The sequence below is a fragment of the Deltaproteobacteria bacterium genome, from assembly GCA_035063765.1.
Classification (GTDB): Bacteria; Myxococcota_A; UBA9160; order UBA9160; family PR03; genus CAADGG01.
The window spans coordinates 13170-29383 of the sequence record JAPSFT010000006.1 but is presented as its reverse complement, the minus strand read 5'-3'; the positions used below and the strand labels follow the sequence as shown (position 1 = coordinate 29383).

At 74.4% G+C, this 16214-nt stretch carries 11 protein-coding genes; 8 read left to right on the top strand and 3 right to left on the bottom strand.

Annotated features, from left to right (window positions below; genetic code table 11):
* Positions 1–31 precede the first annotated feature (31 nt).
* Positions 32–2110 (top strand): hypothetical protein, encoded by a 2079-nt coding sequence (locus tag OZ948_05410; protein MEB2344158.1) that lies wholly within the window; start codon positions 32–34, stop codon positions 2108–2110.
* Between the two features lie 63 nt (positions 2111–2173).
* Here OZ948_05410 and OZ948_05405 read toward each other — a convergent pair whose 3' ends face one another.
* Positions 2174–2668 carry a hypothetical protein gene (locus tag OZ948_05405; protein ID MEB2344157.1) on the bottom strand — a complete coding sequence of 165 codons (495 nt, stop codon included), beginning with the start codon at positions 2666–2668 and terminating at the stop codon, positions 2174–2176.
* Between the two features lie 866 nt (positions 2669–3534).
* On the opposite strand from OZ948_05405, the gene OZ948_05400 reads away from it, so the two are divergent.
* Positions 3535–4155 carry a hypothetical protein gene (locus OZ948_05400; protein ID MEB2344156.1) on the top strand — a complete coding sequence of 207 codons (621 nt, stop codon included), beginning with the start codon at positions 3535–3537 and terminating at the stop codon, positions 4153–4155.
* A 201-nt stretch (positions 4156–4356) separates the two neighbouring features.
* Positions 4357–5196 (top strand): hypothetical protein, encoded by an 840-nt coding sequence (locus OZ948_05395; GenBank protein ID MEB2344155.1) that lies wholly within the window; start codon positions 4357–4359, stop codon positions 5194–5196.
* Here the strand turns inward: OZ948_05395 and OZ948_05390 are convergent.
* Positions 5179–8337, bottom strand: coding sequence for an error-prone DNA polymerase (locus OZ948_05390; GenBank protein ID MEB2344154.1), 3159 nt, complete (start codon positions 8335–8337; stop codon positions 5179–5181). The genes OZ948_05395 and OZ948_05390 overlap by 18 nt on opposite strands.
* A gap of 278 nt (positions 8338–8615) precedes the next feature.
* Between OZ948_05390 and OZ948_05385 the strand changes: the two genes are divergently transcribed.
* Positions 8616–9416: a nucleotidyltransferase family protein gene (locus OZ948_05385; protein ID MEB2344153.1), complete on the top strand. Its 801-nt coding sequence runs from the start codon at positions 8616–8618 to the stop codon at positions 9414–9416.
* 25 nt (positions 9417–9441) lie between these two features.
* Here OZ948_05385 and OZ948_05380 read toward each other — a convergent pair whose 3' ends face one another.
* Complete coding sequence (locus OZ948_05380; protein MEB2344152.1) at positions 9442–10506, bottom strand: metallophosphoesterase; 1065 nt, start codon at positions 10504–10506, stop codon at positions 9442–9444.
* A 225-nt stretch (positions 10507–10731) separates the two neighbouring features.
* Here OZ948_05380 and OZ948_05375 point away from each other — a divergent pair, with 225 nt between their 5' ends.
* From OZ948_05375 to OZ948_05360, 4 genes are all read left to right on the top strand, one after another.
* Positions 10732–11799 (top strand): hypothetical protein, encoded by a 1068-nt coding sequence (locus OZ948_05375; protein MEB2344151.1) that lies wholly within the window; start codon positions 10732–10734, stop codon positions 11797–11799.
* A 2-nt stretch (positions 11800–11801) separates the two neighbouring features.
* Positions 11802–12752, top strand: a complete 951-nt coding sequence (locus OZ948_05370; protein MEB2344150.1) for a diacylglycerol kinase family protein — start codon at positions 11802–11804, stop codon at positions 12750–12752.
* A 10-nt stretch (positions 12753–12762) separates the two neighbouring features.
* Complete coding sequence (locus OZ948_05365; protein MEB2344149.1) at positions 12763–13728, top strand: hypothetical protein; 966 nt, start codon at positions 12763–12765, stop codon at positions 13726–13728.
* A gap of 268 nt (positions 13729–13996) precedes the next feature.
* Positions 13997–16180 carry an LptF/LptG family permease gene (locus tag OZ948_05360; protein MEB2344148.1) on the top strand — a complete coding sequence of 728 codons (2184 nt, stop codon included), beginning with the start codon at positions 13997–13999 and terminating at the stop codon, positions 16178–16180.
* Positions 16181–16214: the final 34 nt, after the last annotated feature.

The window sequence follows — 16214 nt, the reverse complement described above, 5'->3', positions numbered from 1 at the left end:
GAACGGTGGCGGCCCGAGGAGAAGATCGCACATGAACCTCCGGACTCGCTGTTGGGGAGAGGCCGGTTCGCTCCTCCGCGTGCCGCTCCTGCTCGTGCTCGCATGGCCTCTCGCGGCCTCGGCGCAGCCGGCTTCCTTCCAGGCGCTCGAGCAGGCCGTAATCGACGCCGGGAACGGAACGCGCCCCGACATCGCCGTAGCCGCCTGTCAGACCGATCCCGAGGACGCTCTTGCCTGTCTCGAGGGCAACTCCCCGATCACCGGCTCGGGCTGGGACATCAACGAAGCCTGCTTCACGCTCGATCAGGACGGCGTCCTGAGCGTCGGATTCCTGCAGGGCGGCAGGGCCGGCGACGGGGACGGTGACGGCGATCCGAACGCCGGCACCTTCCAGTTCGACAAGGCCGGCATCGGCGAGCGGGAGGGCTATGCCGTCGAGATCGACACCAACGTGCCGCCCGATGGCCTGGCGGACTTCCGCCTGGCGGTGACCCAGACGAACGTCGGTGGCTTCGCGCTCAGCGGCCTCGCCGGATCGGAGGGTGGCCTGTGCGCCGGACCGCTCCTGGTGGGAGACCCGGTTCGGGTGGAGCCCTGCGACGTGCTGGCGGGAGCCCTGGTGGGCAGCTTCGCGGCCGGAACGCGCGGCGTGGCGCTTCCCGGGCCGGGCAGCGTCAGCCGGGAGATCCTCCTGGAGGTCGCGACGGCCGATCTGCCGCGTCCCTTCGACGTGGATCGCTTCGTCCTGCGGCTGCAGAGCGGGTCCCAGGACGATACCTGCCTGGAGGACCAGACCATCTTCACGGTGGCACGGGCCGGCATCTCCCTCGAGAAGCAGGCGCGGGGCACCTGCCAGCCTCCGGCTCCGGGCTCGTTCGTCTTCAGCTCCGAGTACACGATCGTCAACGACGGCTCGCTCGAGTTCGATTCGCTGCGCCTCGAGGACGCGCCGTCCTCGGAGGTCCCGCTCGGAACCCCGACCTGCGCGGTCACCGAGGGCGAGCCCGACTCGATCCCGACGGGCCCGCTCGCGGTGACACCGACCGGCGGCGGCGGCTTCACGGCCTCGATCGCCGGCGCCCTGCCGCCGGCGGACTTCCGCGCCAATCCGGCCAGCCCCTTCCCCTCTACCGGTGACATCGACTGCGGTCTCGACGGGATCCTCGATCCGAGCTGCGGCCGCGTCGTCGTGCGCTGCGAGTGGCCGGGCATCTCGGCCGAGCCCTTCGAGCCGAACGAGTCGCTGACCTTCGAGAACGTCGCCGAGGTCTTCGGCCTGGAGGGCTCGACCACCCGCGCGAGCGATCGTGCCGAGGCCGGCGCGAGGGCCGACAAGAACCAGTGCCCGAAGCCGCCCGACGACGGCGGGGGCACGCGCAAGGAGCACGAAGGGGTCGGCTTCGACGATCAGCTCTCGCTCGTACCCACCCTGCCGCTCGGCAACGGGACCCAGTTCGGCAGCGGCGTCTTCCCGGACGGGGAGCCGGACGTGGATTCGCGCGAGACCTTCACGACCCAGGGCGCGCTCGAGGTCATCGGGCGACCGGGCGTGTGGTCGAACATTCCACGGATTCCGCCTGGCAAGGCCGGCGTGCACCCCCAACCCGGCCTACCCGCCCTGTTCAGCTGGCGCATGCTGGTCTCCAATCTCCCGATGCAGGACGTGATGGACGTGAGCTGCTCCCTGTGCGCCGAGCGCGCCTGGCGCGACGACCACAGCCCGGCCCAGACCTTCACGCCGCGCGGGGGCGTGGATCCGGGACTGACCTCCTACCTGGTGGCGAACGAGCCGGCGCTGATGGAGGTGGTCCATTTCTGCGGACCTCTCCACACCGAGTCACCGTGTGGAGGGCCGATGGACGCGATCACGACGCCCGGCCTCGAGCGGGTTCCGACCGACATGCGGCCGTACAACTACATGGAGTTCCTGGGCTGCAAGCCCAAGACGATCCTCCTCGAGCCCTTCGGAGGACGGCAGAACAGTCTGCTCCTGCCGGGCGACCTGATCGAGGTCCGGATCCTGGTGCCGGGCAGCGAGCGGGCACGGGTCTTCGCCGACGTGTCGTCCTGCGAGGCGGCCTACCTGACGGCGGATCCCCTGGCGCCCTGAGCGGGTTTCGCCTCCGAGGAGCGATGCCGGCCGCCCGCGGTGCTGCTGCGGGCGGCCGCTTCGCTACCTCGACCGGTGTCGGCGCGCAAGCCGGCGGCGCCGCGCGAGCGCGCCGAGGGCCACGGCCGCGCCGAGAACGCCGGCCTCGGGCTCCGGGACGAGGCGGACGGCGATCACGGGACGCTGGCCCGGAGGGATCGGTAGCGTCGCGGGGTCGGTGATCGATTCCACGACCAGCGCGAGGTCGGGCGGACCCGCTCCGATCGCATCGAACTCGATGGCGAAGACGTCGCCGCTCGCGCCGAGGCCGGCGACCGAGAGGAGCGCGACGTCGACGTTCCCCGGCGCGCTGGCGTTCGCGCTGGGAAGATCCACCGCGGCGCCCGCCGCGGACGCGCACGGTGCGGACGGCGGGTCGAACGCACAGACGATCGGGTCGACGAGGGTCGGGAAGGTGGGGTTCCCGGCCAGGACGGGTTGCAGGATCGCGGGGTCGAAGGTCAGCGAGAGGTCGAGCGAACCGATCGCGACCGGAGGCGGACTCTCGAAGGAGACCACCGCCCAGGCAGTCGCTGCCCCCGCGGGCGAGGAAGGCAGGAGGGCGGCGGGTAGGCCCAGGAGCCAGCTTGCGAGGTGGGCTCGGCGGCCGCCACGCCCGCCGGGCCTCGCAGCGGGACGGACCCCGACGTCGAGATCCGGGCCGACACCGGACCGTTCCGCGTGCTCTTGCTGCTTCCGGATGCGCCGGGGGCGGGCGCTCCGCTGATCGCAACCGGATCGGAGCGTCATCTTCGGCAACTCCCTCGTCGTGCAACGGCGAGGGATTGGACCACAGATCCGCCGCTCCCGTCCAGCCTTCTCGTGGGACTTCCGCAACTCCGATGAGGCTTGTGTCGGATCCACTTCCGTGGGTATGCTGGGCGGCGCTGCTGCTGGACCGGGGATCCTGCGGTTTCGGAGCGAGGATGCGGAAGACACGCCGACGCGTCTCGGCCGGGCTCCGTTCGAGGGGCCAGGGGCGGCGCTGCGCCACCCCGGTTCGCAGGCCGGCCCGGCTGCGCCGGGCGCTCCTCCTCCTGCTGCTGCTCCCGATCGGGCTCCTACCCGATCCGGAGACCGCAGCCGCCTCCTCGCCCTCGACCCTCGAATGCGAGTACGTCGGGGATCGCGAGAACCTGCCGGGCCGGGGGGGCGGTGACGAGCGGCTTCCCCGGCCGACCCGAAGCCGCTTCGCCGGAGCCACCCGGTGGACCACCGAGGGGCCTCCCGCTGGCAGTGGCGGCTTCGACGACCCGGGCAGCGCGATTCCCCGCCGAGGCTTCGCGACGGCCGCCGGCTGCTCGTGCAGCTCGAGTGGCGCACCCGACCCGTACTCCCGGGCGGGAAGCCTCGGGGAGGCCTTCGTGGCCGAGGGTGCGCTCGGCGTGTCCGCGGAGCGTTCCGTCCATGGGCGGCCGCTGTACCAGAACGTCCCGCATTGCCCCGAGACCGGCGCCGGGGGGCTGCCGGCCCGCTTCCGCTGGACCTTCGCCGTCTCACGCCCGGTGCTCTCCGACCCGGCCTTCCAGATCTGCCTGGACGTCCGCCGCTGCTCGCAAGAGGACGACGCCCTCGGCCCCGGTGCCTCCGCCGCCTTGCGCGAGTTCAGCGACGCCTTCGGGATCGAGCGGCCGATCGCGTTGCGGGTGATCCATCATCGCGGGACGCTCTGGGATGGAACGAGCCTCGGATCCTCGCGCTGCGCCTGCGAGGACGAGACCCTTGGCTGGATCCAACGACCGACCCTGAGACGCGTCGTTCCGCCGCCCCCTTGGGAGCCACTGCCCGATCCCGATCGGGCCGGCGAGATCGACTTCAGCGTGGCCTTCGTGGGATCGGACTGCCTCTCGATCACCATCGACGACGTCTCGCGCCGGATCGCCGCGCGGGACTTCCTCACCCTCGAGGTGCTCGTGCCGGCATCGACCCGGGTCCGTGTCCGTGCTTCCGCGGATGCCGCGAACGTCTGCTACCTGGGAGCGGTCCTCGAGGGCGAGCGCGACTAGAACCCGTCCGATCGCGTCTCCGGGCCGCGCCGATCGGCAGCGAGCCGGCAGGGAAGGCGCGCAACTCGGTGGATCCGCACACCTTCTCCGCCAGGATGCATCATCGCCCGCCGCCCGCCGCCTGCCACTCCCTCGGCGCGTAGCCCACTTCCACGGTGTGGATCGCTGCTCATCCGACACTGTGCAGTGGAGATGCCGCCGATGTACCGCTGGCTCCTCACGCCGTCCTCGTCCCTTCTGCTGCTCCTGATCGCCGCCGGACTCCCCGCCTCTCCGGTCCAGGCCTCGTCGATCCGACTCGCCGACCCCTCGCCCTTCCTCTTCGGTGTCCCCGGTGGGCTTCCGGCAAGCGTCGTCGTCCACTATGCGCCGGCGTCCGACGGCGATCTCGGCCTCGACGGCAGTGCCGCGCTCTTCGATCCCGACGACATCGGCTTCGGCGTCGAGCCGGACAGCCAGCTCGCGGTGGCACTCGGCACGGGTGGGGGGATCGAGCTCGCCTTCGAGCGCACGGTGACGAGCGACGGGATCCGCAGCGCAGGGCCCTCGCTGGAGGGCGCCGAGCTCTTCTTCTTCGAGGACGGTGGGCTCGACGGTGCGAGCTTCCGGGGCCGGCTCGCGTCGGGAGCGCTGCTGCTGCTCGGGAGCCTGGACGAGCTCATCATCTTCTCGGCGGACACGCCGGGGTTCGGCCCGGATGCCCGGGACACGCTGATCGCGATCGATCTCGACCGCCTCGACCTCGGTCCACTCGAGCTGGTGAGCGTTCTCGTCCACGACGACGGCTTCACGCCGGGTCTCGATTCCTTCGAGCTCGACGCCGTCGTGAACCTCTCGCCGGGAAGGCCGACGCCAGCCCTCGCGCCGGAGCCCGGGACGCTTGGCCTGCTCGCCCTCGGGTTGCTCGCGCTCCCGGCGGTCCAGACCCGGGGCCGGAGGCCGAGGCGCCCGGGGCGCTGGCCCTCGACGTCGGTCGCGCGGGCGAGCGGTGGCCCGCAGGCGGTCGGGATCCGAGGAAGCACCTCAGCGGTAGTCGTGTGAAGCCGGCAGGGCGTCGAGGTCCGCGGGGAGTGCGAGCGGGGCCAGCCGCTCGACGCGCACGTGGACGACGCCGTCGACGTTCTGGACCGGGCCCTCGATCTCGACGAGCGGCGCGGTGTGGAGCGGTGCGCGGAAGCGCCGGTAGCGGGGCGGGGTCAGGACCGCGTTCGAGGTGCCGGTCTCGTCCTCGAGCGTGAGGAAGCACATGCCCTGCGCCGAGCCCGGGCGCTGGCGCACGACCACGTGGCCCGCGGTGCGGACGCGGCGGCCGTCGGGGACGGCGCGCAGCGCCGCGGCGGGGAGGACGCCGCGCGCCTGGAGGGCCTCGCGCAGGTGCGCCATCACGTGGGGGCCCGTCGAGAGGCCGCTCGTGCGGTAGTCGGCGAGCGTCGCCTCGAGCGGGGACATCTCGGGGAGCGGCGAATCGGTGCTCGCGGGCGCGGCGCCGGCGAAGAGCGAGCGCGGGTCGCGCTCGAGGCCGGCGACCTGCCAGAGCGCGGCGCGCCGGGTGCGCGCGGCGGGGTCGATCGAGGCGAGCGCGCCGAGCTCGGCGAGGGCGAGGAGCTCCTCGCGGGCGAGGGCGGCGCGGCGGGCGAGGTCGGCGGCGTGGGAGAAGGGGCGTTCGGCGCGGGCCGCTTCGATGCGGCGGGCGCTTCGTTCGCGCAGGCCGCGGACGAAGCGGAAGGGAAGGCGGACGGCGGGGGGTTCGGGGTTCGCGGGAGCACGCGTGGTTGCTTCCAAGGTGCATTGCCACGAAGAGTGGGCGACGTCGATCGGCAGGACGGCGACGCCGTGGCGTCGGGCGTCCTGGACCAGTGTCGCCGGGGAGTAGAAGCCCATGGGCCAGGCGTCGAGGAGGCCGGCGAGGAAGGCCGCTGGATGGTGTTGCTTGAGCCAGGCGGAGGCCCAGGCGATCAGGGCGAAGCTGGCGGCATGGGACTCGGGGAAGCCGTAGAGGGCGAAGGAGGTGATGCCGCGCACCACGTCGTCCTGGGCCGGGCCGGTGATCCCGCGGGCGGTCATGCCGGCGCGCAGGCGCGCCTCGAGCCGCTCCATGCGCTCGCGCGAGCGCTTGAAGCCCATCGCGCGGCGCAGCTCCTCGGCCTCGCCGCCGCCGAAGCCGGCCGCGGTCATCGCGATGCGCAGGAGCTGCTCCTGGAACAGCGGCACGCCGAGCGTGCGGCGCAGGATCGGCTCGAGCGAGGGGTGCGGATAGGTGACGGGCTCGCGGCCGGCACGCCGGTTCAGGTAGGGGTGCACGAGGCGGCCCACGATCGGGCCCGGGCGGATGATCGCCACCTCCACGACCAGGTCGTAGAACGAGGCCGGCTTCATGCGCGGGAGCGTCGCCATCTGCGCGCGGCTCTCGATCTGGAAGGTGCCCATCGTGTCGGCGCGCTGGATCATGGCCCAGGTGGCAGCGTCGTCGGCGGGCAGCCGCGCCAGGTCGATCGCGACGCCCTCGTGCTCGCGCACCAGCGTGATCGTGCGCTCGAGCGCGTTCAGCATGCCGAGCCCGAGCAGGTCGATCTTGATGATGCCGAGATCGGCGCAGTCGTCCTTGTCCCACTGGATCACGCGGCGGCCGGGCATCGCGGCGGGCTCGATCGGCACCACCTCGTCGAGGCGCCCGGCGGCGATCACGATCCCGCCCGGGTGCTGGCCGAGGTGGCGCGGGAGCCCGGTCATCCGCCCGACCAGCCCGAGCAGCGCGCGCACCTGGGGCGCGCCCGGGTCCACGCCGCCCTGGCGCAGCAGCGCGCGCGTCTCGTCGAGGTCCTCGCGCAGCGCGAGCGTCGAGAGCAGCTTCGCGAGCCGGTCGATCGCGCCCGGGTCGAGCCCCAGCACCTTGCCGACCTCGCGCACCGCGAGCCGCGTGCGCCAGGTGATCACGTTGGCGGTCATCGCCGCGCCCGTCCCGGTGGTTCCCGCGGGCTCGCGCGCTCCGTAGCGCGCGAAGACGTACTGGATCACCGCCTCGCGCGGCTCGCCCGAGGGCAGGTCGATGTCGATGTCGGGCCACTCGCCGCGCTCCTCGGACAGGAAGCGCTCGAAGAGCAGCTCCATCCCGACCGGGTCGACCGCGGTGATGCCGAGCGCGTAGCAGACCGCGCTGTTGGCGGCGGAGCCCCGGCCCTGGGCCAGCATCCCGCGCTCCCGCGCGAAGCGCGCCAGGTCCTCGACGATCAGGAAGTAGCCGGCGAGATCGAGCTTGGCGATCACCGCGAGCTCGTGCTCGAGCTGGCGGCGTGCGCGATCGGGGAGGGGGCTCCCGTAGCGACGCCGGGCGCCTGCGAAGGTGAGCCGGCGCAGCCACTCCTGCTGCGAGACGCCGTCCGGTGTCGGAAAGGCGGGGAAGTGGTAGCCGAGCGCGTCGAGCCGGAAGGCGCAGCGCTCGGCCACGGCGCGCGTCGCGCGCAGCCAGTCGGGGCGGTCGGCGAACAGGCGCGCCATCTCGGCGGGCGGCTTCAGGTGCCGCTCGGCGTTCGGCGCGAGCCGCCGCCCGGCGCCGTCGAGGGAGGTCTTCTCGCGCAGGCAGGTGAGCACGTCGAGCACCACGCGGTCGGCCGCGCGTGCGTGGCGGACGTCGTTGCTGGCCACCACCGGCACGCCGCAGGCCTCGGCGAGCGCCGCTGCCCGGCGTGCCGCCGCCTCGAGCCGGCGGTCGAGGTGGCGCGAGACGTCGACCCAGGTGCGCCCGGCGCCGGCCGTCGCGCGCACGCGGTCGAGCGCCGCCGCCGAGAGCGCGGCGTCGCCGCGCACGAGCGCGACGAGCTCGCCCGCGTGCGCCTCGAGCTCGTCCCAGGTCACGAAGCGGGGCGCGTGCTTGCCGCCCTTCGCGTGCGCGGCGGTGAGCAGCCGCGCGAGGTGGCGATGGCCGCGCGCCGTCTCGACCAGCAGGAGCAGCTCGGGACCGCCGAGAACCCGCACGCGCGCGCCGACGATCGCCGCGAGGCCGGCGGCCTGCGCGGCCTGGTGGAAGCGCGGGATCCCGTAGAGCCCGTCGCGGTCGGCGAGCGCGAGCGCGTGATGCCCCGTCCCGGCGGCGCGGTCGACCAGATCCTCGGGGTTCGAGGCGCCGGCCAGGAACGAGAAGGCGCTGGCGCAGCGCAGCTCGACGTAGTCCGAGGGGTGGGGCACCTCCCGATCTTCGCCTTCCATTCGCCTTGGAGCAAGCCGGAGGGGAAGACAGCGAGGATGGGAAGCGGTCGCGGTGGAGGAGGAACGAGGACCGGGAGCGGTCCGGCGGGCCCCGCGGGCGGTATCCTGCGCCGCACGGTGCGTCGCGAGGGCCGGTGATCGGGCCGGGTCCGCACGCTGCATCGTTCCAGCGGGTGGGAGCCCCGTTCCGGCCGGTGCCGGAGCCCCCGGGGTCCTGCCCAGATCCGGCTTGGCGCCGGGGGCAGGTAGGGCCACCCATGACCGATCCGGGCATCGCGCGCGTCCTGGTGCTCGCCGGCCGGCGCGCGGGCGAGGGCGAGATGGGCCTGCCCACCGCCACCAAGGCGCTCGTCGAGGTCGACGGCACGCCGATGATCGAGCGCGTGCTCGCGTGCCTGCGCGAGGCGGTCGGCACGCGCCCCACCTTCGTGAGCGCCGGCGATGCGGCCCTGCTCGAGGCGACGCCGGTGCTGCGCGCCTGGGTGGCGGAGGGCTGGCTGCGCCACCACGCGAGCGCGGGCTCGCCCGCCGCGAGCGTCCACGACTTCCTCGTGCGCGAGTCCGGCGGCGGTGCCGTGCTCGTCACCACCGCGGATCACCCGCTGCTGACGCCCGCCATGGTGCGGCATTTCCTGGGGGCGGCCGACGCCACCGGCGCCGACGTCGCGGTGGCGGTGGTCGAGGCCTCCCTGTTCCGGGCCCGGTTTCCGCGCGTGCGCCGGACCTTCATCCCGCTCGGCGACGACGCCGTCACGGGGGCGAACCTCTTCTGCTTCCGGACGCCCCGCGCCGCCGAGGCGGCGCGCTTCTGGGTCCGCGCCGAGGTCGTCCGCAAGCGACCGTGGCGGATGGCCGCGCTCTTCGGCCCGGTCACTCTCGCGCGCTTCGCGCTCGGCCGCCTCCCGCTCGACGCCGCGGTGGCCCGTGTCTCGGCCGCGATGGGCGTGCGGGCCGCCGCGATCCGCATGCCCTTTGCCGAGTGCGCGATCGACGTCGACGGCGCCGCCGACCTCGAGGCCGCTGCCCGGGTCCTGGCCGCCCGGCGGACCGCGTCCTGACGGAAGGGCGCTGCTTCGCGCCACCTCAGGGCGGACCGGCCGGCCCGCTCGCCGGCTCCCCGCCGGCCGGCTGCGATCGAGCGCCCGGCGTCCAGGCCCGCGGGCCGTCCTCCGCGACGAATCGCCCGCTCCCGGCGTCGTAGCCCCGCACCTGCCAGGAGAGCCGGCACGCCGGCGCCCCGGCCGGGTCGCGCCGGGGCTCGATGCGATAGAGGTGGTAGCGCGCACGCCGCGCCGGACGCTTCCCGATCGACGACGACGAAGGGACGCCGATCACGGGGATCGCGCCGTGGGGCCCGGGCAGCTCGCCGAGATGACTCTCGTGGGTGTGGCCGTGCAGGATCAGCTCGGCGCCCGCCCGCGCGAGCAGGGCCCGCAACGCCTCCGCGTCGTCGAGCTGGCGGCGGCGCGACTGGCCCGCCGGGATCGGCGGATGGTGCATCAGCACGACGCGGGTACGTCCTTCGGCCCCGAGCTCGTCGAGCTGCTGCTCGAGGCGGGCGCGCTGCGCCTGGCCGATCACTCCGGTGGCAAGCAGCGGCGCGGTGGGCCGCGCCGAGGAGACCCCGAGGAGCGCGAGCGAGGAGCCGATCCGGCGCACCCAGGGAAAGCCCGCCGTGGCCGGGTCGCCGGCCGGGTCCGGACGCGGCGCCTGTCGCCCCGCGCCGTCGCCCAGGTAGGCGCGCCAGGGTGCCCAGCGCTCGGCACCGGCGGCCCCGGCGTAGGCGTCGTGGTTGCCGGGCACGATCGCCACACGCTCGGGCGGCCCGATTCGCTCGAGCCAGGCGACGGCCGCCTCGATCTCCCCCGGGAGGCCCAGGTGCGTCAGGTCGCCCGTCACGGCGACGTGGTCCGGGCGGTGCGCGCGGAGATCCTCGAGCAGGGCTTCGAGCACCGCCTGGAGGTGCTCCTTGCGCCGCTTGTGGCGCCATGAGAGCCAGCCGAGCGCGCGCTTGCTCAGCAGATCCCGCGGGGATCCAAGACGGACATCGGTCGCGTGGAGATCCGAGAGATGGGCGAGCGTGAGGAAGCCGCCTCCGGCGGGACAGGCAGCTCCGGGCGCAGCCCCGGACTGGAAGCGGTCGGTCATGGAGGCGTTACGATACGGTCTCACCGGCACGGGAACACCCGGCCCCCGATCCGGTCGCTGCCGGTTCCAGAGCCGCTCCCTCCAGCGGCGATCCGAGGAGGCGCCGGCCATGCCCGACCCCCGACGGTCCGGGAGGCCCGATCCGACCTCGACCAGAGGAGCGCAAGTCCCCTGACGGCAGCGCCGCTGCGCACGCGCTCCCTCTCGTCCGCGCTCCGCCGCCGGGTGGCCGTGGTGGCGGCGGCGTCGCTCGCGACGATCGGCGGCGGGCTCGCGTTCGGCGCCCGGAGCGACGCGAGCGTCGAGCGGGGCGATCCGGGGGCCCGGCTTCCGGCGGGGGCGCTGGCCGGCGAGTACTGGGACCTCGTGGCGCGCTTCGAATCGGGGCACCTGCTCGTGGCCACGGCCGCGCTCGCCAACACGGGGCCCGGTGGGCGCACGGCGGTCGTGCTGGGGGAGCTCGTCGAGCCGGGCGGCAAGGTTCATCGCTTCTCCCGCAGCGAGCGCGAAGGCGGCTGGCGGCTCGAAGACAACGGCCGGCGTCTCGACCTCCAGTCGATCGTCCTCGACCAGGCAGGTCCCACGCGCCGCTTCGTCGTCGACAAGAACGAGCTCGGGATCGATCTCGCGATCGAAGGCGCGGGCGCGCCGGCCTGGCCGGCGCGGGATGTGAGCCCCGGCTGCGACTTCGACGTGCTCGAGGTGGCCGGCTCCGCCACGGGAAGCTTCCGTCCCGGGCGCGCGGCGGCTCCGGTCGCGCTGCGCGGGCTCGCCGCGCTCACCCACCGCTGGACGCCCGGGCTCGAGGTGGACTGCCTGCGCCGCGCCGTCGAGCTCTTCGCGATGGAGCCCGGGCTCGGCCTCTACTTCCGCGAGAGCGAGACACCGAGTGGAGCGCGCGAAGCCTGGCTGCTCGTCCGGCGCGACGGGCGCACGGTCTTCCAGGGCGCCCCGAGCGGGAGCGAGCTCGGCTGGCGAGCAGGCGCCGCCGGCTATCCAGACCTCGCGTGGCTGCGCTTCACGGCGCCGGGCCTGGCCGGCCGAGCGGAGTTCGGGGAGCCGCTCGGGGTCTTCGAGCCCTTCGCCCGGCTCCCGGCGCCGCTGCGCGCCGCCCTCGAGCTGCGCACGCGCCCGCGCCTCGCCTGGAGCACGCCCTCCTTCGAGCTCCGGAGCGGCTCGCGCTCACTGCGCGGCCCCGCGCTCGCGAAGCTCGCCTGGACCAATCCGCAACCGCCAGGGGGCGCCGGGGTGCCTGCGGCGGCCGCCTTGGAACCCGGCTCGGGAGGGAACTGACGATGCGCATCGGCGTCCTCTCCAACCTGCGCGCCGGCCAGCGCGATTCGAAGGTCGACAAGGTGCTGCGCTTCCTGGCGCGCCATCCCGACGTCCTGCACGCCGAGACCGGGAGCGACGCGGCCGTGCCGCTCGTGCTGCGCGACTTCGCTCGCGCCGGCGTCGAGATCCTGGTGCTGAACGGGGGCGACGGCACGATCCAGCACGCGCTCACCCATCTGCTCGGCAACCCCGCGAGCGACTGGCGGCCCTGGATCGCTCCGATCCGGGGTGGGCGCACGAACATGACCGCGATGGACCTGGGCGCCCGCAAGGATCCGGTGCGCGGACTCGCCGAGCTGATCGCGGCGGACCGTGCCGGCCGCCTCGGCGAGCACGTCCGGACCCGGCCGGTGCTGCGGGTCGAGACGGCCGAGGGCGTCCACTACGGGATGTTCCTGGGCTTCGGCGTCCTGCACCGGGCCGTCGACCTCGTCCACCACGTCTTTCCCGAGGGCAAGGCGCGCGGCGTGTTCGGCGCCGGCGTCGTGACCGGCGTGCTGATCGCGCGCACCGTCGTGGGCGGCATGCGCGGCCTGCTCACGCCCGACAAGATGCGCATCTCGCTCGACGGCGAGGCGCTCGAGCCGCGCGAGCAGCTGCTCGCGATGACCAGCACCCTCGAGCGTCTGTTCCTGCGCATGCGCCCGTTCTGGGGCCGGGAGCCGGCGCCGCTGCGGGTCACGCTCATCGAGGGCGGCGCGTACCGCTTCGGCAGCGCCGCGCCCGGCATCCTGCGCGGCCGCCCGCCCGCCCACGCGCGCCCCGAACACGGCTACCACAGCCGCAACGTGCACGAGCTGGCCGTCCAGCTCGACGCCGGCATCATCCTCGACGGCGAGCTCTACGACCCGATCCCGGACCGGGTGGTCCGCGTCGGCGCCGTCGAGGGCGTGCGCTTCCTGCGTGCCTGAGGCAGGCGTGGTGGCAGCGGGGGCGGCCGCGCTCGACGAGCTGCTGGCGGCCGAGCTCCACGCTCCGGTCCCCGAGCCGGTCGCGCGGATGGCCGGCGCCGTCCGCAAGCGACATGACGGTGTGTCGGCCGTCCTGTTCTACGGCTCCTGCCTGCGCCGGGGCACGACCGAGGGGGTGCTCGACTTCTACGTGCTGGTGGACGGCTACCGCGCCGCGCACCGCTCGCGGCTCCAGGCGCTGCTCGGCTGGCTCCTCCCGCCCAACGTCTTCTACGTCGAGATCGATCATGGGGGCGAGCGGCTGCGCGCGAAGTACGCGCTGATCTCGCGCCGGCACTTCCTGCGCGCCGCGCGCGGGCGGCGGGTGGACGCGCGCATCTGGTCGCGCTTCTGCCAGCCCTCGCGGCTCGTGTGGGTGCGCGACGAGGCCGCGCGCGGCGAGGCGCTCGCGGCCGTGCGCAGCGCGACCCTGACCGCGGTCGACCGCATGCTCACCTGGCTTCCGGGCGGCGGCCCGGTGCAGCGCTTCGAGCCGGCCGAGCTGTGGACGACCGCGTTTCGCGAGACCTATCGCGCGGAGCTGCGCGGCGAGAAGGCCGAGACCATCGACGCGCTCTACGCGGCGCAGGGCGAGCGCTTCGACCGGGTCGCGGTGGCGGCGCTGCGGGAGCTCGAGGCGCGCGGCCGGCTGCGGCTGCTCGCCGGCGGGCGCGAGCTCGCGGTGGCCTCGGAGCCGGCCTGGCGCGCGCGTGCGCGCCGCCGCTGGCGCCTGCGCCGGCCGCTCGCGAAGGCCTTTGCCGTCGCCGGCCTCGTGAAGGCGCCGGCCACCTTCGACGGCTGGGTGGACTACGCGATCTTCAAGGTCGAGCGGCACAGCGGCGTGCGCGTCGAGCTGAGCGAGCGCCAGCGCCGTCGCCCTGTCCTCCACGCCGTGCCGATCCTGATCCGCCTGCTGCGCCAGGGCGTGCTCCGCTGATCCGGTTTGCCCCTCGGGGTCTTCCTGGCATGCACGCCGGCCGTTTCGTACCGTCCCGCCGCCTCCTCCGCGCTCTACTCCTCCGGTCCTTCTCACCTGCAGCGACGGCCCCGGGAGCGACGCGCGCCATCGCCACGCCAGGCCGACGCCACCGATGAAGCAAGCCCAGGCGGTTTCGCGCTCTCCGAGCTCCGTCGGCCCTCCCGCCCGCCCGCGGCGGTCGCCGCCCCCGCACCGCCGGCGGCTCGGCCGCACGCTCCGGCGCGCGGTGCTGCGCGAGCTCGTCTTCCCGAGCCTCTTCGCGCTCGCGGGGATCACCTTCGTCGTCCTCGCGGCGGACCTGGTCGGCTACTCGGATCTCGTCGTGAACCGCGGCTTCGGCGTCGGGGAGGTGGCCTGGATCGCGCTCTACCGCTCGGTGCCGATGCTCGGCCGTGCGATCCCCTTCGCGGTGCTGGTCGGGGTGCTCGTCGGGCTCGGCCGGCTCGGCGCCGATCGCGAGATCGTGGCGCTCGAGGCCGCGGGCATCTCGGCGCGCACGCTGGCCGGGCCGGTGGCGGCCTTCGCCGCGCTCTTCACGGCGGCGGGTGTGGCGCTCGCGCTGGCAGCGGTGCCGTGGGCGAACCGGAGCCTCGACGCCACGCTGCGCGCGTTCAGCGCCGGGGAGCGCGGGACGCCCTTCCGGAGCGGCCAGGTCGAACGCCTCGGCGACTGGCGGCTCGTGGCCCGCGAGGTCTCGCCGCGCGGCGACGTGCTGCGCTCGCTGGCGGTACGCGCGCCGAGCCTGGGCGGCACGGTGTTCGCCGAGCGCGCGACCCTCGACCACGAGGACGGCCACCGCACCCTCGCGATCGAGAACGGCGTGGTGATGGCGACCGTGGGCAACGAGCCCACCCAGGTGCGCTTCGAGAGCATGCGCCAGGTCCTGGCGGCGCCGGAGAGGGTCGACTCGCTCGAAGGCTGGGCAGCCTCGGCGCCGGTCGCGGAGCTGCTCGCCTCGATGGGAGCGGGCGCCGACGCCTCGCGCCGGCGCGAGGCGCGCCAGGAATGGCACCAGCGCGTGGCCCTGCCGATCGGCACCGTGATCTTCGCGCTGCTCGGCGTGGGTCTCTCGATCGCGCGGGCACGGCCGTCGCGCTCGAGCGGCATGGTGCTCGGGATCGCCGCGGCGGTGGTCTACTACGGGCTGCTCCAGCTCGGCAACGGACTCGCGCGCGCCGAGACCTTCCCGGTCGAGCTGGCGGTCTGGCTGCCGAACCTCGTGCTGGGTGCGCTGGCGGCGGTGCTGCTCGTGACGCTGCCCGCCCGCCGCAGCGGACCGGTGTGCCCGCACGGGTGGGCCCGGCGCGGCGGCGAGGCCGCCGCGCGGCCCCCCCGCCTGCACCGCTTCGTGCTCGACCGCTACCTGCTCGTCACCTTCCTCGAGCTCCTGCTCCTGTGCTTCGGGGCGCTCCTCGCCGCCTACTTCGTGATCGATCTCCTCGACAACATGAAGTGGTTCACCAAGTACGGCTCGACGCCCGGCGAGGTGCTTCGCTTCTACGGCGCGCGCCTCCCGCTGCTCGCCTCGCGCGTAGTCCCGATGGCGCTGCTCGTGGCGTCGGCGCTCACCCTGAGCCTGCTCGGCGCCACCGGCGAGCTGGTCGGCATGCGCGCCTGTGGCATCCCCACCTCGCGGATCGTGGCGCCGGTGCTGATGGCCTGCATCGTCGCGGCGGTGGCCTACCACCCGCTCGCCAACGACCTGGTGCCGCGCGCGAACGCACGCGCGAGCCGCATCAAGCAGACCGAGATCAAGGACAAGGGGGCGGTGCAGGTGAAGCTCTGGTCGCTCTCGGGCGACCGCCTGCTCGAGGCCGAGCGCCTCGACCCGATGGCGGGTACGGCGAGCGGTGTCGTGCTCTACGAGCTCGGCCCCGACGGCCTGCCGCGCTATCGCACCGACGCCGCGCACGCGCTCCACGTCGGCGGCGGCAACTGGAGCCTCGAAGAGCCGCGCCGCTTCGCGATCGACGCCGAGGGCATCCACCCGATCGCCGCCGAGCCCATCGTGCAGCTCGGCCAGGACGCCGTCGTCGAGGTCGAGGGCGAGCACCTCTCGATCGCGGACCTGCGCCGCGAGATCCGCGTCCTGCGCGAGCGCGGGCTCGACCCGACCGCCTTCCGCGTGGACCTCGCGATCAAGCTGGCCTCCCCGCTCGCGTGCCTGCTCCTGCCCGCGCTCGCGTTGCTCTTCGCGGCCGGCGGCCCGCCCTTTCCGAAGCCGGTCCACACCCTCGTCGCCAGCGCGCTCGCCGGGGGGGGCTGGGTGCTCCTCGCGGCGGTGGGTGCCTCGCTCGGCTACGGCGGGGCCGTCTCGCCGTGGCTCGCCGGCTTCGGGCCGGTCGGTGTGCTCGGGGGCGCGGCCGCGGTGCTCGCCACCCGGGTCCGCGGCTTCGGGAGGGGAGCATGAGGCGCGCCGCCCTGTCTCCGCGTGCCAGCGTTCT